Origin of the sequence: Mesorhizobium sp. M0800 (genome assembly GCF_040320095.1) — a bacterium.
Classification (GTDB): Bacteria; Pseudomonadota; Alphaproteobacteria; order Rhizobiales; family Rhizobiaceae; genus Mesorhizobium.
Window position 1 is genome coordinate 1 of the sequence record NZ_JAMYOZ010000007.1, and the last position, 20206, is coordinate 20206.

A 20206-nucleotide genomic window follows, 5' to 3' on the forward strand; every position below is an offset into this window, starting at 1 on the left:
GCCGGCGCCAGGCTTTGGTACCTACCGCCCTACTCCCCAGACCTCAATCCGATCGAGCAGGCCTTTGCCAAAATCAAACACTGGATGCGCCAAGCTCAGAAACATACCGTCGAGGACACTTGGCGCCACATCGGCCACCTCGTTGAAACGATCGAGGCAACCGAATGCAACAACTACTTCGCAAACGCCGGCTACGCTTCCATCAAAACGTGAAAGGCTCTAGGATGACGAGGGCGTGTTGGCTTTTGGCTAATCGCAGCTGTTGGAAATTGGCACTGGGACAGTCGCAAATGTCTGGAAACTGGCGCAAGTCACAATCCTGGAGATTGGCCGAAATAACACTCCGTTCGTCATCCTAGGGCGGAGCAGGAGCGAAGCGACGTAGCGGAGACCCTAGGATCCCTGCCGTTACAGTAGCCGAAGCGCGCAGCGATCCAATGATTTCACTGTCTCGCCCCGAAATGTGTACGGATGGGAGGCGAATTAAAAACCTGCAGCAATCGTGTGCCGATTGAAATGCCTATGGCAGGGTTGACTATTTTCCGGCGGCGGCTACAAGGGCCGCGCGGCTGCCTGGCGGCCCACCCTGCGCGACAAGCGCCTGCTGGGGAATAGGTTAACGGTAGACCCACGGACTCTGACTCCGTTAGTCCTGGTTCGAATCCAGGTTCCCCAGCCAAGCAATTTCAATTACTTAGCTACCGAATCCGCTCCTCCAATTACGGTGACAGTGCACTTTTTCCCGTGTCGCCCTCTCCAGTATTGCCGCGTCGCCGATGTTACGATTTTGATGCACCCCTTGGGACCGAGATCGGGCAAATCGGCAAAGCCGTGAAACCCGGAAAACGAGGCAGGCGGCGAAAAGAAATTAGTGCACCGTCACCGTAATTCCTAAAACCTCTCGGGCAACCCTTCTACTTCCCGACAATGGACGTCGGCGGGCGTGCCGAGGTTATCGGATCGGCATGACGAAGGACGATCCTCCACGTGCCTTCCTCGCGCCGGAATATGGTGGTGACTCGAAGCGCAATCGGCACCAGCTTGTTGCCACCACCGACCTTGGATTGGAACCGCTCGACCTCGATGATGTATCCCAAATCGGCTGTCGCATACTCCGAGATGCGCTCAAAGCCGATGGCCTTGCCGTGCCGGTAATTGGTGGCGGCCCGTTCCATGATCTCAGCGGCCTTTCTCCATCCCTTCGCCGGCGGGCCAAAGGGATTGGCAATAATGACGTCGTCCTGTCGCGAGTAGAGGTTTTTCAAGGGCTCAGGATCGCCCTTTACGAAGGCATCCAGAGCCAGATGATCCTGCTCGATAAATTTCGTCAGGTCGGAGGCTAACATCTTAACATCGCCCCATGAAACTAAAAAGAGAACTCTATCAAGCGCTTCATCCGCCCTTCACCTTGCCGTTCGGGCTGGTGTCCGGAGTATAGATCAGAATTACGGTGAGTGCACTTTTTACCATGTCGCCCCCGGCGCATGGTGCACCTTGCCGGCGTTGCCGGTCCGTCGCATCCCCAGCACCGCACGGGCGAGCCAAAGTGATTTCACGTCCGAAGACTATGGTTCCACAAGAATTGCTCATCGAGTATTGCCGCGTCGCCGATGTCGCGGTTATCGATGCACCCGTGGGCCGAGCATCGCCGGGCAAATCCGCAAAGCCGTGAAACCCGGAAAACGAGGCAGGCGGCGAAAAGAAATAGTGCATTGTCACCGTAATCCCTGTGGATAAAGTGGCCCTACGAGCTTCTTCCGCTGCTAAGCCGTTGCTGCTTCTGCAGGAAACTAAAAGGTTGCCTGAAGGCCGCGCGACAAAAGCCGTTCATCTTTCCCACGAGAAAGCGTCCGGGGTCTTTTCCACGAGCTGCTCAGGTTTATCATGTCCTCGGCATCGGTGGTCATCCGAAATGGATGGCGTCAACAACCACCCCGTATACGTCGCTCACTTGCTACAGCGCCACTAGACTAAACGGCGCGCTCGCGAGCGGCTTCGTAACTCCCGAGCGACACCACCTGATGGGACACGACCCTCCGACGGCCAGATCGAAGGATCCAGGATGGTTTGCCCGTGTCGCTCTCAAGGTCATTGAGTGCCCCAATCGCGCAACGAGGCAAATCGCCGCGCAATTGGATTCCGTACGTGAGAGCGACCCCGCGACTCTCATATCGTTACCCCAGCCGTTTTCCGGAATCTTTTTGCAACCACATCGATCACGTGGTTTGTCAGCCCCGCCAACAGATAAAACACAAGTGCAAATTTTGTCGTTTCGATTGCAAGTCCCATCTGGCTTCCGATTGGGCCCAAACTAATGGCCTTTGCTAGCCCATCGCTCAGATTTGCTGTACCTAGGATTTTGAGGGCCTGAGCCATTCCCACCAGCGTTCCGAAAAAACCAAGATAAGGCAGTGACTCCATTAGATAGTTAGCTGGCATGACCAACCGATTAGAAAGTAGTGTGACAAGGGTGAAGAGGAAAAACACGAGAAACGCAAGAAGGGTCAAAAATTGAATATCGCCGCTCCAGAACGCGTCGTTTAGGACTCGAACGTATGCGTTCCTCAGGCCGGAGTCCTTTAGAAAGTACTCCTCCATGATTGCTATGGCTGCTCGCTCTTCCCCGTCGTCGAATTGGTTGCCGCTCACATTTTCAGCATAGCGCATAATACTTTCTAAGGCAGGGGGGAGCGTTCCTTCAGGGATCTCTAATGTTATATTATCAACGTAGGGAACCCAAAGGTAAGACCCTGCGGAACTGATCACGGAGCGCTTGCCGGCCCGCTTCTCTGGGCTGTCAGATTGCTCAATGCGTTCCCATAAGGAAAAATGATACTGCCAGCGCAGGTTTACTCCCGTCCTGTCTGCTCCAAGCTTTGCTGTGAAGAGGGGAGAATTCTTGTAGTATAGGGTAATAGCGTTTCCCAGGCTGGCACCGCTTGGCTCCGTGAGGAACGCGAATTTTTCAAACTGTCGGTATTTTGATTCGCCGCTCTGAATTTCGTTAGTGAAATCGTACTCAGCACCGAGTCGAGAGAGGTATCCGTATGAAACAATGGCGACCGCCAAGGCGACCAGAACTAAGAAGGGGGCAATTGTGAACGTAGCTTCGTCCGTGTCGATGACGTTACTGACATGTCGCCAGCGGGAGCCCTTCGGCTGTTGCAATGCTACCAAGATCGATTTGTAAAGTTTCATTGGGCACCCCACCATGGTTGTCTATGAGACCGTCAGCGATTCCCTCATAACTTGCGAGGCTGACACCAATTGTTAGACCTGCTGCTGCAATGCGGCGATTTATCAGTTCGGGAGTTGCAAGCGGAAGGATGATGTTGCAGGTTTGGTCCCACAACATCCACTTAACAGTCCCATCCTGCGCTCGGAAAACCGAACGAGAGGCAGACGCTTTCAAAATGTTAGTGGCGCCCGATTTAACGACCGAGCATAGACCACTCTCAACCGCTTCGAGGTAGCGCTCAGTGCTCTCGATTGATAGCGAGGCGGGCACCGGAGGACCGTTGGCACGCAGCACCGAGACCTCTGCTCGGCCAGGTTCCGGGGCCGTCGAGTATGCTATGGCGATTGTTTCATCGCACGGGAACAAGCGAACGAGGCAGCCTTGCGGCGAGGTGTTGATCGAGAGGGCTTGAAGCAGCAGGCCATTCAAATCAGGATCGATGCCTTGCGACAACTGGATCGACCCGTCGTACTGAGTAACCCGTCCATATAGCTCGCTCTTGGCTGAACCAAAGAACACGATGCAAGATGCCTTCTGCTGGACGTTGACGAAGAAGGCGAAGCCATCAGCCTGAGGAACTAGAATGATCCACTTTCCGTCTGGTGTAAGAAGCCAAGAACGAATATTGGCACCGCGATAGGATGACCTTTCAATCGCGCGATTCTTCCTGATAGTCTCGTCAGCTTCTGACTGAGTCATGGCGTGAGATGCCAACAGTGGGGCAAAGAGCAACGGGACTGCCAAAGCGGCGGCGAGACTAGCCAAGTTTAAGCGCTGCAACAGTCCAGCCCCCCAGTTGTACGTTGTCAAAGGATATGCCGTTCCCTGAGCCCCCTAACACCTGCACAATTCTAACGTTGTAATTGGACAAGAAGGCCACAGGGGATTTGATTCGTTTTATGTCAACTCGCAGGCCAAGGTCGGTGGTGATACCCTCCATGGTTACGATTGCACCGTCCGGGACCACAACAGTTTCCACCCTGAGCGCCCGGCTCTCCGGTCGGACTAGATCGCCCGCGGAGTCCACAAGACGGACGCCAAGTTCCATCATTTCTGCTATAGAAACAGCATCAGCTTGCTCGTTGATTGGCGTCAGAGAGATTTCCACAATCGTAAGGCCGTCAGCATTGTTCGTCTCGGATGTCTTGACGTCAGCTGTAATCACAAAGACGCTGAACATGGCCATGGTCAGAAGTGAGAACAGATCCACAAGGACCATAAGTCCCGACTTCATCTGCCGCCTATACATCGCCAACTGCCCCCTGAGCAACCTCTGGCCAGTGGATCTGTAAGTCTCTTATGAATTCTTCGCGAACGTTGGGGCTCTTGACAGTGCAGTCCTCGCTTCGGAAAGCGTACTTTGCTGCTGACGCAATGCGAGGCCGGAACACTCCCTTAGCATCCTTAACAAAATCGTCTTTGTGGCTGTAGAAGAACGCGGTGGTTTTCCTTACGCCATTGCGAAACGTAAGCACCTGCAAAAACATCGGATGGGGCTTCAGGAAACGGCTTAATCCAAGCTTCCATTCTTGTGGTGGGACGACATCTTTATCCTCCCCTTCTTTGTTGCACACGCAAATGCCTACGTGAATACTAAGTTCGGAGCTCGACACTTTGGGATCGAAGGTCATTGTTATCTTGGTTTGCGATCCCAATTCGCGTCTAATTTGAAGTCGTACTTTATACATGAGAAAGATGTTGTTCTCAAAAAGTCGAATCGCGTCTTTGTCCTCCTCCCCAAATCCAACATTGAACATTGGTTGGGGTACGGGAAGGCCGACACATCCACTTGCTCTCAACTGACTCTTAGGACCACCATTGCCAAAAGCTACAAGACTACACGCTCTCTCATTTGCAAACGCGAAAACCAGGACCGAGTCACCTATTCGAATGTAGCGTAGATGGTCGGTTGCATCACCCCCAACTGCGTATTGGTTGAGCGTTACAACGGTCAGCGGAACATCCGGTGAGTCCCTACTAACTTCACTCACGGCCACGTTTACTATGGTTTGAACCATAAAAACGATGGCCAAGAGAACGAAGAGTTCGGAAAGAGACGCTACGTTGAACTTCTTGCGCTCCACCGTTCTTACTCACTTCTCTGCCTTGTATTCCGCATCCAGCGTCAGGGAGTAATTCTTGGATCCCACGCCTTGCTCCACTAAACCCCCGGACACCGGCGCTCCATTAAGCTTGGCACCAAAGGTTAGGGAGACACCGTTTGCAAGATCCAGCGTTCGGACTTGGATCTCTGTTAACTCCTCAAGCCCCTTCAAAGGCGGGCCGCTAGGTTGAACTGTTGCGATTGCAGGAGCAATCCTTTCCACCTGCGATCGCGGATCGATCTGGAGAACGATCCACGCTTTGTCAGACGGGTCTCGAAAAACCATGAAGTTGCCTGCGTTGCTGGCCGAGAGGACCTCATAGCCAGCCGCCTTGTACTCATCCAAAATCGGCGCTGCCTTAGCGGTGTCGTGAGGTTTGCCCGTTTCTAGACCTTCCCGCTGTTTCTTAACGGTTTCGTCAACCACTTCGCGCTTGTCCGTCTTAGGATTGCCCCCTTCTTCCGCCAGTTTTCCGCCGGCCGTCATCATTGCGACACCTGTATTGGGGTCGCCATAAACGGCAACCACGACACCGGCTACGAACAGTGCAACCCCTGCCAGTATCTTTCCCCAATCGACCTTCCCCTTGACTTCCTCAACGCGCTTCTTCTTCTCACGCGTCTCCTTCAGCTCCGCTTCCTTCTCCTGAATTTTGCTTCTGATCTCTTGCTTTTTTTCGGGAGTCTCGGCGACCTGATACTGACGCTCAAGTTCATTGATCTCAGTGACAATATCCTGTTCAGCTTTAGAAAGAGCCGCCAGTTGCTTGTTCAGTATTTCTGTTGCGTTTAAAACGAGCAATCGGCATTCTTCTGCTCTCGCACCATTTTCTTCGGCGAATGAGGCGCCTTGGTCCTGCGACTGCACCGCCTTCAGCACTGCCTCAAGAGCGCCCCCGCAGACGCTCCGTATTTTTTCAAGCTCAGCCTGCGTAAAGCCTTCAATCTCACCTTGTCCGATTGTGAAAGTGTCGGCCTTGTAAGCTGCGACAAGCGAAGTTATGTGAGGAGTTACTCGGCTAAGTAACTCACGCAGCGTCTTTTTGTCGGCTTCATTCCTTTCGGGTTTCTTATAGATCTCTTGTATTGCTGCGATGTCTGCTTCTAGTTTAGCTTTATCGTCTTCTGAAATACCATCTCGATCAGCGGCACCCAACACTAGTGCGGAAAGCCGACTAAATGCCACCGCTTCTTCAGAAGCTGGAGGCGCCTGGTCCTGGGCGAACGATGAGGTGTTCATTGGAAGCGCAAGCGTGATCGCTGTGAGAACGACAAGGACTCTATGGAATACTGTTTTCATGATCCCCTCCATTTCTTGTGTTGGCTTGCAGCCCAAATATTGCGCGAACAGCGGTGCGCGTGACGGCAGTTTTCAGTCGGTTCGCCACCAACTTGCTAGAGGTATTTCTATGAACATCGACTGTAATCGTCGTTAGGCAGATACGCGGCGCAGGCTCCTATTCCTTTCGATAAAGGGCAGTTGAGGCTCTCTTCGCGCCAACAACGAGCGATCAATCCCAAGTATCTTGCGCACACTGGCCAGCGCCGCCTCATTCACCTCGATATAGGCGACGATGTACCACTCGCCGTTTTCTTCCCTGGCCATGCCCATCGGCTCGGCCCGCCATTTGAGCGCACCGTGGTGCGGCATGAAGTAGGTTTCCTGGATGCCGCCGACTGCACTGAGGCCCTCGTCGAGCGCGTATTCCATCACGGCACAGCACAGCTGCGTCAGCGTGCCCCTCAGTCCGGCAGTGCGTTTGTCGGGAACGACGAATGTGCGCGTCCATTCGGCCCAATCGGGACGTCTGGGGACGCCCGATTTTTCGCACATGTGAGAAAAAACCTCCGAGACCATGTGCGGCTCGCTCGTTGGGATCAATCGAGCCGAGGTCACCACGCGACCATCTTCAATACCAAGCAGGTAAGTCGCCGCGTCGGTATCGAATTGGTCCAGCTCGCGACCGTCCGGGCTCGGAGGGCGCCAATGTTTCTGGTGCACGAAGAAATCGTGCCGGCGGCGCAGAAACTCGTCGAATTCGTTTTCGTAGAGATGCTTGTTATGCGCATTGACTACGTGGGCCGTTATCATGGCGCGATCCCCCGACCGTTCTCGCAGGGATACTCGCAGTCGCGCTAATATACGTCACCTGTCCGATGGGACAGTTGACGCGTTTAGGGGTGGATCAGGCGCCGGCGCACCGCCTCGACGACCGCTTGCGTGGTCGTGCCGACGCCAAAAGCTTCCCTGGCTCTTGTCGAATGCCATTTGACCGTGCGCTCGGTCAGGCCAAGGATCTGCGAGGTTTCGGACGAGGTCTTGCCGGCCGCGGCCCACAAGAGCACCTCTTTTTCCCGGTCGGTCAGCACGCCTTCATGGTCATCATCGTCATTCGACAATGCCTGGATCGACATGCCGGCATAGACCGCCATCGTCACCAGTTGCACCTGATGGCGCGGCGACAGGGTGCAGGCCTTCGCGGAAGAGGCGAACGACAGCACGGACTGCCAGTGATGAACGCTGAGCATCGGCACGGCGAAGCCGCTACAGATGCCGAACTCCGTCGCCTCGCCGGCGACGCGTCGTGAGCCCTCCGTATCCGACCACTTTGCCGGGACTTCGGACCAAAGGAACGGCTTCAAGGTCTTTGCCGAGTAGATGCAAACACCATCAACCGCCGCATGCTCGGCCTCGACATAGCGCTCGAACCAGCCGGCCGGCCAGCCATTCAGTTCGACCATCGGTGCAAGCTTCTGGCCACCGAGCGGCACCCCGCTCAGGATCAGGTGCTCGAAGCCGAGATTTCGCACGGTTTCGAGCAGGTCGCTCAGCAGCGGCCCGGTAGCTGTGTGCTTCCTGCAGCGTTCGACAAAGTCGAACACGTCTGAATCGATCATGACAGAGACCCCCGTCTCCACGCCCGAAAACAAAGCTTACCTTAGATTAGTGACTTCGAATATCCCAATAAGTGCGTGCGCCACGCAGGACGCGTGGACCAAAATCAGCTAAATCAGCCAGACGTGATCAGCGACACAGGACCCCCAAGCATGGCGCCATCATTGCCGAAACGAAACGAGCCGTTCCGGGCCGGCGAAACCGCGCTGCTGCTGGTCGACATGCAGCGCGTCTGGCTGGAGCCGGGTGCCGATCCGGCGCATCCGGAGCGCGGTCCCGACCACTATTTCTACCGGCAGACGGCGTCGCAAACGATCCCCAACCAGGAGCGCCTGCTGGCGGCGGCGCGCGCCAACGGCGTCGAGGTGATCCATACGATCATCCAGAGCCTGACCGAAGACGGCCGCGACCGCTCGCTCGACCATAAGCTGACGCCGATCCATATCGCGCCGAGCCGGCCGGACGGACTGCCGGTGCCGTCGCTGGCGCCGGTCGGCGACGAGATCATGCTGCCGAAGACGTCGTCGGGCGTCTTCAACTCGACCAACATCGACTATGTCCTGAAGAACCTCGGCGTGCGTTATCTGATCGTCGTAGGCATCATGACCGACCAGTGCGTCGACATGGCGGTGCGCGATGCCGCCGATCGCGGCTATCTCGTCACCTGCGTATCCGATGCCTGCGCCGCCGCCTCGCAGGAGCATCATGACGGCGCGCTCGAGGCTTTCGGTGGCTATTGCTGGGTCGCTGATACCGCCACCGTTACGGGCCGTTTCGAAGCCTTGGGAAAAGCTGCATGACCGTCGAACCGCTCGTTGCCGTCGTCACCACCGACCTGTCGGCGATCACGCGCGGCCGCTCGGTCGTCGAAAGCAGGCTGCAGAAGATCGCCGCGACCGGCGTCGGCTGGCTGCAGGCCAACCTGTCGCTGACGCCGTTCAACTCGATCGTCGACCCCAATCCGTGGGGCTCGTCGGGCGATGTGCGGCTCATTCCCGATCTCAACGCGCGGTTTCGCACGGCGCTGACCGGATCGGCGACGCCCTTCGATATGGTCGCCGCCAACATCGTCGAACTCGACGGCAGCCCGTGGGTCGGCTGCACGCGGACCATGCTCAAGGATGCGCTGGCGGAGTTGAAGGCAGCGGCCGGGCTTTCCGTCATCGCCGCGTTCGAGCATGAATTCCATATCGAGGGCGACTTTGGGCCGGCTCATTCGATGTCGTTGGCAGCACTGCGCCGCGCCGACCCGTTTGCCGCCAATCTGATGGCGGCGCTGGCGGAAGCCGGCGTCGCGCCCGAAGTGGTGATCGCCGAATTCGGCACCGACCAGTTCGAGGTGACGTGCGAGCCGGCCGATGCGCTCGCCGCGGCCGATCGCGCGGTCGCCATCCGCGAGATCACGCGCGAAGTCGCGCGATGTGCCGGCTGGCGGGCCAGCTTCGCGCCCAAGATCGCGCCGGATGCCGTCGGCAACGGCGTCCACATCCATTTCAGTTTCGTCGACGAGGCCGGCAACCCGGCGACCTACGATCCGGCCCAGCCTGGCGGCCTTTCCAGCCAGGCCGCTTCGTACTGCGCCGGCGTGCTGTGTCACCTGCCCGCGACCACCGCCATGACGGCGGCGAGTGTGTCGTCCTACTACCGGCTGAAGCCGCATAGCTGGAGCTCGTCCTACACCTGGCTTGCCGATCGCGACCGCGAGGCGAGCCTGCGCATCTGCCCGACGACAACGATCGGCGGGCGCGATCCGGCGCGGCAGTACAATATCGAATACCGGGCAGCCGACGCCACCGGCAATCCCTATTTGTCGCTGGCGGCGATCGTGCGCGCCGGGCTGGAGGGGCTGAAGGCCAAGCTGCCGGCGCCGCCGCTTGTCTCGGGCGACCCGACGCAGATGAGCGGTTCCGAGCGCAAGAAGCTTGGCCTCGTGCGGCTGCCGGAAACGCTGCCTGCGGCACTCGACGCGCTCGTTGCCGACAAGACCGTCACCGGATGGTTCGCGCCGGTGTTCGTCGAGACCTTTGTCGGCCTCAAGCGGCATGAGACCGAGCGCCTCGCCGGTTTCGACCCAGTGGCGGTCTGCGATCTCTACCGGACGCTGTATTGATGGCTGAGCCGCTTGCTAACGCCATCCTACCGGAAGGTCGGCTTCCAGCGGTCGAAGCAATCAACGAAACGGGGCGTTCCGATATCGTTCTGATATGCGAGCACGCGTCCAATCACATCCCGGCCGAGTATGCGCGGCTCGGTCTCGACAGCAGCCATTTGCAGCGCCATATCGCCTGGGACATCGGCGCCGCCGAAGTGACCCGCGCCCTGTCGAAGCTGCTCGATGCTCCGGCTTTCCTCAGCTCCTATTCGCGGCTTTTGATCGATCTCAACCGGCCGCTTGGTTCCAGCGGCAGCATTCCGGTGCAATCGGAGGACACGGACATCCCCGGCAATGTCGGCCTCGATCCGGAGGAACGAAGCCGGCGTGCCGAAGTCATGTTCGCGCCGTTTCATGACCGCGTGGCCGCCCATCTCGACGACCGGGCGAAGCAGGGCAGACCGACGCGGATCGCGACGATCCACTCCTTCACGCCGGTCTTTCTCGGCATTGCGCGGCCCTGGCACGCCGGCGTGCTTTACGATCGGGCAGTCGATTTCGGCCAGGCAGTGCTTGCCGGCCTGCGCGCCGACAGTGCACTCAACGCCGCGGCAAACGAGCCCTACGTGATCAGCCGTGACGGCGACTATGCCATACCCGTCCATGGCGACGATCGCGGCATTCCCGCCGTCCTCATCGAGATCAGGCAGGACCTGCTGGCGGGCCGCTCCGGCATCGAGGAATGGGCGAAGCGGCTGGCCACAGCATTGCCGGCACAGCTGACTAAGGAGTCGTGAAAGAGCTCGGCCGAGTGAGCGCAAAGCGAGAGCCTACGGTCGGCCTGGCCACCGTCCTCAGGAGAAGATTTGCGACAGTTCTTCGACGCTGGTGCCTTCCTTGACCTGACGCAGCTCGACATAGCTGACCGCGGTGGCAATCGACGTCACCATTGACGATATCGTCGACACCAAAGTCGCCACTACAGCTCGCACTATGCCGCCCAACGGTTCGACAGCACTTTCAAGTGCCAACTGAATGGCCACCGAGGCCACGATCAGAACGAAGAACAGGCCGAACAGTGCCCAGCGGCTGCCTTTGGTAAGTTCACCGCTGCGCGCCATGGAGCCAGACACGCCGACCCGTTCCTGTACCAGAACCGGCACCGCTACCAGCCACCGGAGCCACAATATGATTCCGGGAATGACGAGCAGGATCAAGCCCAATCCTGCGCCCAGGACGACCAGCAGCCCGACGCCGAGCGTTGGCAGAAAACAGCCGATCGCTATCTTGATGCAGTCGGCAATGGATGGCTGCTTGCCGTTCAGATCCTCGATAGTCGCCCGGACCAGCGCAGACTGAAGCAACAGATCCAGGACAAAGGACATCAACACGACGCCGAACGTAATCAGAGAATCACGAGACATCATGCGGAGGCCGCCGAGGGCGGCATCAGGATCCCCTCGGGCGACGCCGGCCTGCGGCACCTGCATCCAAAGCTCATAAACAAGGGTCGGGAAACCCGAAAACAGCAATGCAAGTCCGAGGCAAAGCATGGGGTTGCGGCCGATGACCGCAAAACTGGCGCCGAAAACCCTGCCGATGCGAAATTTGTTGGGCTGGTCCAGCGTTATTGACGCCACGATATACCTCTACCTGTTTTGACCGGTCCGTCATTGCGACCCGGTGTTGGCCGACATTGACCCGCCGGCGGCAGCATGGCGAACGGCTGTCGCGGCTCGCCGGGCCCGCCTGATGTTCAGGCCGGTCCCGACGTGGTGCAGCCGCGCGACTTTGCTACGAGAAGATTTGCGACAGTTCTTCGACGCTGGTGCCTTCCTTGACCTGACGCAGCTCGACATAGCTGACCGCCGTGGCGACCGACAGCACCATCGACAGTACGGTCGACACCAAGGCTGCCGCCACATCGGCAATGATCCCGCCAAACATGACGATGACTGCCAGCATCACCCACTGGATGACCATCGCGATGACCATCAGGATCAAGAAGAGGCCAAATAGCGGCCAGCGGTTGCCCTTGGTCAGGACACGGCTACGCGACATCGAACCGAACACGCCAAGCCGCTCCTGGATCAGAACCGGCACCGCCACGCACCATCCGAGCCATAAGATGATGCCGGGAACCAGCAAAGCTATCGACGCCAGGCCCGCACCCAGGCCGACGAGCAGGCCAATACCGAGGGTCGGCAGCAAATTGCGGATGGCTATCTGAATGCAGTCGCCAAAGGTCGGCCGCTTGCCGTTCAAGTCCTCGATCGTCGCCCGCACCAGCGCCGACTGGAGCAGCAGCGCGAAAACGAAGGATAGCAATCCCGCAATAATCGTAAACCATGAATTCCGAAACATCATCGAGGGATCGGCCGCGGCGCCGGGGTCGCCCTGCAGAACCGCATCTATTTGCGGTTGGCTCCACAGCCGAAGAATAATCGCCGGCAAGCCTGAAAACAGCAGCGCGAGCCCAAGGCACAAGCCGATGTTGCGGCCGATCACGGCGAAGCTGTTGTTGAACACCCTGCCGATCTCGAATTTCTCAGGCCGTTCCAGTGTCGTTGAAGCCATGATTTCCCCCCGTGTTTCGCCGTAACAGTATCACGGCGCCCTAATAGTAATTCTGCCAAGATTAACGGTGGGCGTCCAGCCCACTTGCAATTCTTGTTCTGCATTGTCAGTGTCGGCAGGGAACCACAGGTTGCAGGGGGAGCGGGTGGCGGTGGCACAGCCAGGCACAGCGGAAGCCGAACGGCTGACCAATCTGCACAAGCAGCTGATCGCCGATGAGTCGATCCAGTTCGACCTGCCGGCCTATGTGCCGCCGAAGCCGCCCGAGTGGCTGAAACCGCTGCAGGATTTTTTGTCGTGGCTCGGTCCCTACATGATCTATCTGTTCTGGGGGGCGGTGATATCGGGCGTCGCAATCATCCTGCTTTTGGTCTTCCTTGAGGTGAAAGGCATCGCCTGGCGGCTGCCGTGGCAGCGCGCTCGACCCGAAGTCGAAGACGAAGAAGCATGGCGCCCAGACGCCGGCGCCGCGCAGATCCTGTTGTCGCAAGCGGATGGGCTGGCCGCACGCGGCGACTATGACGAGGCGGTTCACCTTTTGCTTCGGCGCAGCGTCGCCGATATTGCCGGCCGGCTGCCGGACTTCCTGCGCCCGTCGCTCACCGCGCGCGACATCGCCAATGCCCCTTCCCTGCCGGGAAGGGCGCGCCATGCGTTTACCGAGATCGCCCGCATTGTCGAGGCGGCGCTGTTCGCGCGCCGGCCGGTCGGCGCGGAAGGCTGGCGGCAGGCGCGCGGCGCCTACGAACGTTTCGCCTTCCGGGATGCCTGGACGTGAGTGCACCGGCGGTCGAGGCACAGGAGCCGTTCAATCGAAAGACACTGTTTTGGGGGATTTTCGCCAGCCTCCTTGCGGCAGCCGGTTTCTTCCTGCTGTCCACCTATGCTCCCGATTTCCGGCAACCCGGCAATGGCGGCGCCACGCCGCTGTCGAAAAGCGGCGTCGGCTACGCCGGCCTGGCGGAATGGCTGCGGCTCACCGGCGAAGCGCCCTTGATGGCGCGGACCGAGGACGATCTCGGCACCGACATGCTGCTGATCGTCACCATTTCGTCCGACAGCGATCCGGAAGCGCTCGACCACATCCTGAAACTTCGCCAGGACCAGAACACACTCTTCGTGCTGCCCAAATGGCAGATCCTGCCGCTGCAGGGGCATGAAGGCTGGAACATGAAATTCGGGCGATTGCCCGGTTCGGTGGTGAACGAATGGCTTGGCCGCATCGCCGATGCGAAGATCGGTGCCGGCCACAGCACGGCAAAGCAACTCGACATCGAAGGCAACATGGTTGCCGCACCCGAAGAATTGCAGTGGGTGGCCGACAAGTACCCTCTCATCGCAGCCGGCAATGACAAGGCTGTGCTTACCGAACTAGACGACAAGCCGTTCTATATCCTGACTGACCCCGACCTGATCAACAACGCCGCCCTCAAGGATCCCGAAAAGGCAGCAGCCGCGCTCGGGCTGATTGCCTTGCTCCAGCCCGACGACGGCCCGGTGATGTTCGATCTGACGCTGCACGGCGCGGGGCGGAAGTATGATCTGGCCAAGCTTCTGGTCGAGCCGCCGTTCCTGGCGCTGACACTGACGATCCTGATCGCTGCGGCGCTGGCGTTCCTGCATGGCCTTGGCCGGTTTGGCCCGCCGCGTATCGACCAGCGCGCGATCGCCTTCGGCAAGCGTGCGCTGGTCGATACGACGGCGATGCTCATGCGGCGTGCCGGCCGGCTGGACGAGCTGGGAGGCCGCTATGCGGCCTTGATGCGGGTGCGCGCCGGCGCGCTGCTCGGCGCACCGCAAGGGTTGCAAGGCAAAGCGCTCGACCACTGGCTCGACTCTCGCGATAAGGAGCAAGCTGGCGGCTTCACGACGCGCTCGCAAGCGGCCGGCGAGGCGAAGAATCTGACGCAGATGCAACAGGCAGCAGAACGGCTGCATGACTGGACGGCAAGGAGGCTCGGTGAACGTCGATGATGTGAAGGCCCTGGCGACACGGATCAGGGAAGAAGTGGCCAAGGCGATCACCGGGCAGCACGATACGGTCGACCTGATGCTGACCGCCTTGTTTGCGGGCGGGCATATCCTGCTGGAAGGTCCTCCGGGCACGGCCAAGACAATGACGGCGCGCTGCTTCGCCCAGGCGCTTGGGATCGCCTACGGGCGGATCCAGTTCACGCCGGACCTGATGCCCGGCGATATCGTCGGGTCGAACATCTACAACTTCCAGACCGGGCAGTTCACGCTGACGCGCGGCCCGATCTTCTGCGATCTCCTGCTTGCCGACGAAATCAACCGCACGCCGCCCAAGACGCAGGCCGCACTGCTCGAGGCGATGCAGGAACATGCGGTCACCTTCGACGGCACCACGCATTCGCTCGGCCGCAATTTCATGGTCGTCGCGACCCAGAATCCGATCGAGCACCAGGGCGTCTATCCGCTGCCGGAGGCGCAGCTCGACCGCTTCCTGTTCAAGCACCGCGTCAGCTATCCCGGCCCCGAGGAAGAACGAGCCATCATCGTCCATCATGGCGGCGGCTCCGCCTCGCACGACATCGCGCAATATGGCATCGAGGCGCAGACGGATCGCGAAACGCTGCAGGAGGCCCTTGAAGTCGTCGGCTCCGTCACCCTTGTCGACGATGTCGTCGGCTACATAGCGGCGCTGGTTCGGGCTACGCGCGAAAATGCCGATCTGGAGGTCGGGGCCAGTCCGCGCGCCGGCGCCATGCTGGCGCGGGCGGCGCGTGCCCGGGCGGCGCTGGACGGACGCGCCTATGTGATCCCCGACGACGTCAAGGCGCTGGCGGTGCCGGCGCTGCGTCATCGCGTCATCCTTTCGCCTGCCGCACAGATCGATGGCCGGCTGGTCGAGCAGATCGTCTCCGACCTGGTCGACCAGACGGAAGCACCACGTTGATCTATCCCAGCGGCCGAGCGGTATGGGCAGCTGCGGCCGGCGCGGTCCCGGCCTTCCTGGTCGCGCTGGCATTGCCGTCGTTCTGGTATCTGGGATTGCTGTGGAGTTGCCTGCTGCTTGCCTTCCTGGCGGTGGATGCCGCGGCCGGACGCGGACGGGCATCGCTGAGTGCCAGCATCGATGCGCCGCAGCAGGTCGGTGTTGGTGGGGAATTCGGCGTGCAAATCACCGCCCGTCACTCGGGGCCGCGCGCCGCGGAGGCTCGCGTCGGCCACGATGGGCGTCTGGCGCCGGTGGACAGCAGCGGCGGCGCCTTGCTGCCAACCGCCGGAGGCGGGTCGCTCTTCCTCCGCTTCCAGGCGCTGCGGCGCGGCGTCGCCAGCTTCGACCGTCTCTGGGTGCGCTGGCGCGGGCCATTCGGGCTGGTCTGGAACCAGGTCGTCCTGCCGGTGGAAAGCAAGGTTGCGGTGCTGCCCGACGTCAGCAGCGCTCGCGGCGAGGCGATCACGCTGCTGCAACATGCGGCGCTTGCCGAAGGCCATGCGCAGCGCCGCGCCGGTCAAGGCCGCGAGTTCGACGCGCTCAAGGATTACCAGCCGGGCATGGGCCGGCGGATGATCGACTGGAAGCGCAGCGCCCGCCACGGCAAGCTGTTGGCGCGCGAGTTCCGCATCGAGGAGAACAACAACATCGTGCTGGCCATCGATAGCGGACGCCTGATGTGCGAGCCGGTCGACGGTGTGCCGAAGGTGGACCGGGCGGTGACGGCCGCCCTGCTGTCGGCATTCATTGCGCTGAAGGGCGGTGACATGGTCAGCCTGTTCGGCTTCGATGCAAGGCCGCGCGTTTCGAGCGGCGCGGTGCGCGGCCCCGCCAGCTTTGCGATGATCCAGAAACGGGCCGCCGAGATCGACTACTCCAGCGAGGAGACCAATTTCACGCTGGCATTGACGACGCTGGCGGCGCGGCTCGACCGCCGCTCGCTGGTCATCATCTTCACCGATTTCGTCGATCCGATCAGTGCGGAATTGATGCTGCGCACCGTGGGCCGGCTCACCGAACGGCATCTCGTGCTGTTCATGATGATGAAGGACACCGAACTGGAGGGCCTGGCCGACCTGCCGCCACGCTCCGGCGAGGATGTTGCCCGCGCGGTCGTTGCCGGAGGGCTCTTGCGCGAAAGGCAGGTCGTCATCGGCCGGCTGCGCCTGCTCGGGGCGCATGTGATCGAAGCCGACCACAACCGGCTCGGTCCGGCGCTGGTCGAGCGCTATCTGCAGTTCAAGCAGGAGGATTTGCTGTGACGGCGCCGGTACGCGGCAATGCGATGCGCGGCGACGCGGTACGCCAGTCGCTAGCCAGCTTCCGCCGCGAGCGCGAGGCCGACTGGAAAGCATTCGAGGCGCTGCTGGCGCGTGTCGAGAAGCGTGCGCCGCGGACGCTTTCCGAAGAGGAGCTGCTGTCGCTGCCGCTGCTTTATCGATCGGCGCTGTCTTCCCTGTCGGTGGCGCGCGCGACCTCGCTCGATAATGCGCTGGTCGGCTATCTCGAAGCGCTGTCCCTGCGCGGTTATTTCTATCTCTACGGCGCGCGCCGCGGGCTGCGGCAGCGCCTCGCCGATTTCTTCCTGCATGACTGGCCCGAAGCCATTCGCGACCTGTGGCGCGAGACATTGGCGTCGGTCGCGCTGATGGTGATCGGCATTGGTGCAGGCGCCTGGCTGGTGGCATCCGACAAGAGCTGGTTCGGCGCGATCATCCCGCCCGGCCTGGCAGGAGGCCGTGGCCCCGACACCTCGGCCGAACTGCTGCGAGGCATGCTTTATGATGGCGACAATGGCTTTCTCTCAGGCTTTGCCGCCTATCTGTTCACGCACAACGTCCAGGTCGCAATCCTGGCCTTCGCCCTTGGCTTCGCCTTCGCGGTGCCGACGGTGCTGCTGATGCTGTTCAACGGCTGCATGATCGGGGCGTTGTTCCAAGTCTATTGGTCCAAGGGGCTTGGCATGGAGCTCGGCGGTTGGCTGGCCATCCACGGCACCAGCGAATTGTTCGCGATCGCTTTGGCCGGCGCGGCCGGCATGCGCATCGGCACCAGCATCGCCTTTCCCGGCGAATTGACACGCATGGCGGCAGCGGCTCGCGCCGGACGCATCGCCGCGAACGCCATGGTCGGGGTCTCAGTCATGCTGCTGTTTGCCGGGCTGCTCGAGGGCATTGGCAGGCAGACCATCACCAGCGACGTCACGCGCTACGGCATTGGCGGTGGCATGCTGGTGCTGTGGATCGGTTATTTCTACCTGTTCCGGGCGGTGCGGCATGGCGATCGTTAAACGCGCCGCCTTCGCGGCTATACGGCCGCTGATCACGCCCGAAGGCGTCGATCTCCGGATTAGGCTTGCTGACGCCGGCACGCGGGCCTCCGCCTTCCTGCTCGACATCGTGTTCATCGCCGTGGCTGCAATCGTGATCACGATCGTCGCGCTGTTCGGGGTGGGAGGCCTTGGCAGCGAGGGATTTCAGCCGCTCTTCGTAGTCTGGATCATCCTGATCTTCTTTCTGCGCAACGCCTACTTCATCGTTTTCGAAGCGGGCCGGCGCGCGGCTACGCCCGGCAAGCGGATCGTCGGCATCCGGGTCGCGTCGCGCAGCGGAGACGGCCTGTCGATCGACCAGGTCATCGCCCGCAACCTGATGCGCGAGATCGAGGTGTTCCTGCCGCTGTCGATCATCGTTGGACGCAGCGGGACCGACCTCGCCGACACGCTGACGACGGTGTTCGGACTGGTGTGGACGCTGTTGTTTGCCTTGTTCCCGCTGTTCAATCGAGACCGCATGCGGATCGGCGACCTGTTGGCGGGGACCTGGGTGGTCGAGGCGCCGAAGCGCGCCTTGCTTGAAGACCTGTCGGCACGGCAGGATCCGGCGGCCGGCGCCTTCCGGTTCAGCCACGCCCAACTCGATGCCTACGGGATTGCCGAACTCCACAAGCTGGAGGAGGTGCTGCGCCGCGACGACTATTTCGCCCTGCGGACGGTGGCCGAAACGATCGGACGCAAGATCGGCGCGGCACCCCAAGCCCATGACGCACGCCCGTTCCTGACGGTGTATTACGGGGAATTGCGGGCGCATCTCGAGCGCAAGCTGCTGCTGGGCAACCGCAGGGCCGACAAGCATGCGCGGTAGGGCGGAGAGACCGAAGGCGATGCAAGTCAAAATTAGCGAGACCGAAAAATCCCGAATTGAGCGCGCAATTCAGGCAGCAGTGTCTGGGTCCTGGGAAGAATTCAGCAGCCTCACCGACACTCCCTTTCCAAACGACGAATCGATGCGAGAGCAATTCGACGATTCCTCCCCCCGACTTCAGCAAGTGGGAGGAAATTGGAAACGAGAAACGGGCGTTGAGATCCTGGATGACGGAGTGCGCCTAATAATAGCGAGAATAGAAGCGCCGCCCACGGTGGATATCGTTTTTTCACTGCACAGCACGAGCGAATTCAGTGACAGCACAATCGGTATTCGGACATTTTTTCAGCAGCTGAATTGGGACTCCTAGCTATCGGTTCCGGCATTTCCAACCAGCGCCACCTCCTCCCCTACCCCACCCACTTCTCATAATCGGATACCAGCAGGTGCAGCGGTGCTGTGTCCTCGTCGATGTCCGCGAAGCGGCCGATCGGCTCGCGGAAGACGTTGTCGGTGAGATCGTCGTTGACGGTCGAGACCTCGCCGATCAGCACGTCCTTGCCCTCGGCCCAGAAGGCATGCCAGACACCCGGCAGCAAAGTGACGCTCTGGCCTGGGTCGAGCTTCAGGAGCCCACCCGCAGGTAGTCTGTGGATGGTTCCGTCGACAGGCACCGATACTTCGGCCTTCGGATCGATGCCGCCATCGCGATCATGCATGAACAGCTCCAGCACCAGCTTGCCGCCGCCACGGTTGATGATGTCCTCGGCCTTGATGTTGTGGCGGTGCATCGGCGACAGCTGATCCTTGCGCGAGATCATGATCTTTTCGGCATAAAGCATGCCCATGCCCTTCTTCATGTCCTCGTAGCGGCCGTTGCGAACGGTGAACAGGAACAGGCCGAGCTCGTCGAATTTCTCCTGGCCGTAGTCGGTGATGTCCCAGCCAAGCCGCGACGAGAAGATTGCCGACGAATCCTGCCGGCGCGCCTTCATCTCTTCCGGCGACCAGTAGGCGAAGGGCGGCATGATGTAGCCGAACGAGCGGATGAAGGCGTCGGCGTCGCGGATGATATCGTTGATGGCGGAGCGTTTCATGATCGTGGTTCCTTCCCGTCGCTTTGCGAGCGCTAGAACGGTTCATCGTTTCACGGAAACGATGAACCGTTCTATCTTTTTTTGGACGCAATTCCGGACG

The 20206-nt window shown here is 60.2% G+C and carries 22 protein-coding genes and 1 tRNA gene; 12 read left to right on the plus strand and 11 right to left on the minus strand.

Going from position 1 to position 20206, the window contains the following annotated elements; all coding sequences use genetic code 11:
- Together NKI18_RS11330 and NKI18_RS11335 are read left to right on the plus strand one after the other, a co-directional pair.
- On the plus strand, nt 1–213 hold a 213-nt coding region (locus NKI18_RS11330; protein ID WP_353019734.1), incomplete at its 5' end, for a transposase.
- A 392-nt stretch (nt 214–605) separates the two neighbouring features.
- A tRNA-Gln gene (locus NKI18_RS11335) sits at nt 606–679 on the plus strand.
- 235 nt (nt 680–914) lie between these two features.
- Here NKI18_RS11335 and NKI18_RS11340 read toward each other — a convergent pair.
- The 8 genes from NKI18_RS11340 to NKI18_RS11375 all read right to left on the minus strand — a co-directional run bounded on the left by NKI18_RS11340 (nt 915) and on the right by NKI18_RS11375 (nt 8240).
- Nucleotides 915–1346 (minus strand): YybH family protein, encoded by a 432-nt coding sequence (locus NKI18_RS11340; protein ID WP_352621027.1) that lies wholly within the window; start codon nt 1344–1346, stop codon nt 915–917.
- 820 nt (nt 1347–2166) lie between these two features.
- Nucleotides 2167–3198, minus strand: a complete 1032-nt coding sequence (locus NKI18_RS11345; protein ID WP_352621025.1) for a hypothetical protein — start codon at nt 3196–3198, stop codon at nt 2167–2169.
- Entirely contained in the window at nt 3128–3937 is an 810-nt protein-coding gene (locus NKI18_RS11350) for a hypothetical protein (protein WP_352621023.1), read from the minus strand. Before NKI18_RS11350 ends, NKI18_RS11345 begins: the two co-directional genes overlap by 71 nt.
- Nucleotides 3938–3995: 58 nt before the next feature.
- A complete protein-coding gene (locus NKI18_RS11355; RefSeq protein ID WP_352621021.1) occupies nt 3996–4472 on the minus strand; it encodes a hypothetical protein in 477 nt (158 codons plus the stop codon).
- 7 nt (nt 4473–4479) lie between these two features.
- Nucleotides 4480–5322 (minus strand): hypothetical protein, encoded by an 843-nt coding sequence (locus tag NKI18_RS11360; RefSeq protein ID WP_352621019.1) that lies wholly within the window; start codon nt 5320–5322, stop codon nt 4480–4482.
- Between the two features lie 9 nt (nt 5323–5331).
- On the minus strand, nt 5332–6642 hold the full coding sequence (locus tag NKI18_RS11365) for a hypothetical protein (RefSeq protein WP_352621017.1): 1311 nt from the start codon (nt 6640–6642) through the stop codon (nt 5332–5334).
- A 132-nt stretch (nt 6643–6774) separates the two neighbouring features.
- Entirely contained in the window at nt 6775–7434 is a 660-nt protein-coding gene (locus NKI18_RS11370) for an acyl-homoserine-lactone synthase (RefSeq protein ID WP_352621015.1), read from the minus strand.
- Between the two features lie 83 nt (nt 7435–7517).
- Entirely contained in the window at nt 7518–8240 is a 723-nt protein-coding gene (locus NKI18_RS11375; protein WP_352621013.1) for a LuxR family transcriptional regulator, read from the minus strand.
- Nucleotides 8241–8390: 150 nt separating this feature from the next.
- On the opposite strand from NKI18_RS11375, the gene NKI18_RS11380 reads away from it, so the two are divergent.
- From NKI18_RS11380 to NKI18_RS11390, 3 genes are read left to right on the plus strand one after another with little or no spacing between them, the layout of a single operon-like run.
- Nucleotides 8391–9038, plus strand: a complete 648-nt coding sequence (locus tag NKI18_RS11380; protein ID WP_352621011.1) for a cysteine hydrolase family protein — start codon at nt 8391–8393, stop codon at nt 9036–9038.
- Nucleotides 9035–10348, plus strand: a complete 1314-nt coding sequence (locus NKI18_RS11385) for a type I glutamate--ammonia ligase (protein WP_353019738.1) — start codon at nt 9035–9037, stop codon at nt 10346–10348. Before NKI18_RS11380 ends, NKI18_RS11385 begins: the two co-directional genes overlap by 4 nt.
- The gene (locus tag NKI18_RS11390; protein WP_352621007.1) at nt 10348–11127 is read left to right on the plus strand and encodes an N-formylglutamate amidohydrolase; all 780 of its coding nucleotides are present in this window, start codon (nt 10348–10350) and stop codon (nt 11125–11127) included. The genes NKI18_RS11385 and NKI18_RS11390 overlap by 1 nt, the downstream gene beginning before the upstream one ends.
- Nucleotides 11128–11184: 57 nt before the next feature.
- Here the strand turns inward: NKI18_RS11390 and NKI18_RS11395 are convergent, their stop codons facing one another.
- Both NKI18_RS11395 and NKI18_RS11400 read right to left on the minus strand, forming a co-directional pair.
- Nucleotides 11185–11970, minus strand: coding sequence for a hypothetical protein (locus NKI18_RS11395; protein ID WP_352579802.1), 786 nt, complete (start codon nt 11968–11970; stop codon nt 11185–11187).
- A 154-nt stretch (nt 11971–12124) separates the two neighbouring features.
- Entirely contained in the window at nt 12125–12907 is a 783-nt protein-coding gene (locus NKI18_RS11400; protein ID WP_352516778.1) for a hypothetical protein, read from the minus strand.
- 151 nt (nt 12908–13058) lie between these two features.
- Between NKI18_RS11400 and NKI18_RS11405 the strand changes: the two genes are divergently transcribed.
- From NKI18_RS11405 to NKI18_RS11435, 7 genes are read left to right on the plus strand one after another with little or no spacing between them, the layout of a single operon-like run.
- Nucleotides 13059–13685 (plus strand): DUF4129 domain-containing protein, encoded by a 627-nt coding sequence (locus NKI18_RS11405; RefSeq protein ID WP_352621005.1) that lies wholly within the window; start codon nt 13059–13061, stop codon nt 13683–13685.
- The gene (locus NKI18_RS11410) at nt 13682–14881 is read left to right on the plus strand and encodes a DUF4350 domain-containing protein (RefSeq protein WP_352621003.1); all 1200 of its coding nucleotides are present in this window, start codon (nt 13682–13684) and stop codon (nt 14879–14881) included. Before NKI18_RS11405 ends, NKI18_RS11410 begins: the two co-directional genes overlap by 4 nt.
- On the plus strand, nt 14868–15824 hold the full coding sequence (locus NKI18_RS11415) for an AAA family ATPase (protein WP_352449246.1): 957 nt from the start codon (nt 14868–14870) through the stop codon (nt 15822–15824). The genes NKI18_RS11410 and NKI18_RS11415 overlap by 14 nt, the downstream gene beginning before the upstream one ends.
- Nucleotides 15821–17128, plus strand: a complete 1308-nt coding sequence (locus NKI18_RS11420; RefSeq protein ID WP_352621001.1) for a DUF58 domain-containing protein — start codon at nt 15821–15823, stop codon at nt 17126–17128. The genes NKI18_RS11415 and NKI18_RS11420 overlap by 4 nt, the downstream gene beginning before the upstream one ends.
- A complete protein-coding gene (locus tag NKI18_RS11425) occupies nt 17125–18156 on the plus strand; it encodes a stage II sporulation protein M (RefSeq protein ID WP_245274615.1) in 1032 nt (343 codons plus the stop codon). The genes NKI18_RS11420 and NKI18_RS11425 overlap by 4 nt, the downstream gene beginning before the upstream one ends.
- Nucleotides 18143–19009 (plus strand): RDD family protein, encoded by an 867-nt coding sequence (locus NKI18_RS11430; RefSeq protein WP_023674430.1) that lies wholly within the window; start codon nt 18143–18145, stop codon nt 19007–19009. The genes NKI18_RS11425 and NKI18_RS11430 overlap by 14 nt, the downstream gene beginning before the upstream one ends.
- Before the next feature lie 19 nt (nt 19010–19028).
- On the plus strand, nt 19029–19379 hold the full coding sequence (locus tag NKI18_RS11435; RefSeq protein WP_352620998.1) for a hypothetical protein: 351 nt from the start codon (nt 19029–19031) through the stop codon (nt 19377–19379).
- 40 nt (nt 19380–19419) lie between these two features.
- Here NKI18_RS11435 and NKI18_RS11440 read toward each other — a convergent pair whose 3' ends face one another.
- The gene (locus NKI18_RS11440; RefSeq protein ID WP_023674428.1) at nt 19420–20106 is read right to left on the minus strand and encodes a D-lyxose/D-mannose family sugar isomerase; all 687 of its coding nucleotides are present in this window, start codon (nt 20104–20106) and stop codon (nt 19420–19422) included.
- Between the last annotated feature and the right edge of the window lie 100 nt (nt 20107–20206).

Coding starts and splice junctions, on each gene's coding strand:
- NKI18_RS11385 (WP_353019738.1), top strand. CDS start 9,035: ATGACCGTCGAACCGCTCGTTGCCGTCGTCACCACCGACCTGTCGGCG.
- NKI18_RS11345 (WP_352621025.1), bottom strand. CDS start 3,198: ATGAAACTTTACAAATCGATCTTGGTAGCATTGCAACAGCCGAAGGGC.
- NKI18_RS11370 (WP_352621015.1), bottom strand. CDS start 7,434: ATGATAACGGCCCACGTAGTCAATGCGCATAACAAGCATCTCTACGAA.
- NKI18_RS11430 (WP_023674430.1), top strand. CDS start 18,143: ATGGCGATCGTTAAACGCGCCGCCTTCGCGGCTATACGGCCGCTGATC.
- NKI18_RS11435 (WP_352620998.1), top strand. CDS start 19,029: ATGCAAGTCAAAATTAGCGAGACCGAAAAATCCCGAATTGAGCGCGCA.
- NKI18_RS11390 (WP_352621007.1), top strand. CDS start 10,348: ATGGCTGAGCCGCTTGCTAACGCCATCCTACCGGAAGGTCGGCTTCCA.
- NKI18_RS11375 (WP_352621013.1), bottom strand. CDS start 8,240: ATGATCGATTCAGACGTGTTCGACTTTGTCGAACGCTGCAGGAAGCAC.
- NKI18_RS11340 (WP_352621027.1), bottom strand. CDS start 1,346: ATGTTAGCCTCCGACCTGACGAAATTTATCGAGCAGGATCATCTGGCT.
- NKI18_RS11355 (WP_352621021.1), bottom strand. CDS start 4,472: ATGAAGTCGGGACTTATGGTCCTTGTGGATCTGTTCTCACTTCTGACC.
- NKI18_RS11380 (WP_352621011.1), top strand. CDS start 8,391: ATGGCGCCATCATTGCCGAAACGAAACGAGCCGTTCCGGGCCGGCGAA.
- NKI18_RS11400 (WP_352516778.1), bottom strand. CDS start 12,907: ATGGCTTCAACGACACTGGAACGGCCTGAGAAATTCGAGATCGGCAGG.
- NKI18_RS11365 (WP_352621017.1), bottom strand. CDS start 6,642: ATGAAAACAGTATTCCATAGAGTCCTTGTCGTTCTCACAGCGATCACG.
- NKI18_RS11350 (WP_352621023.1), bottom strand. CDS start 3,937: ATGACTCAGTCAGAAGCTGACGAGACTATCAGGAAGAATCGCGCGATT.
- NKI18_RS11440 (WP_023674428.1), bottom strand. CDS start 20,106: ATGAAACGCTCCGCCATCAACGATATCATCCGCGACGCCGACGCCTTC.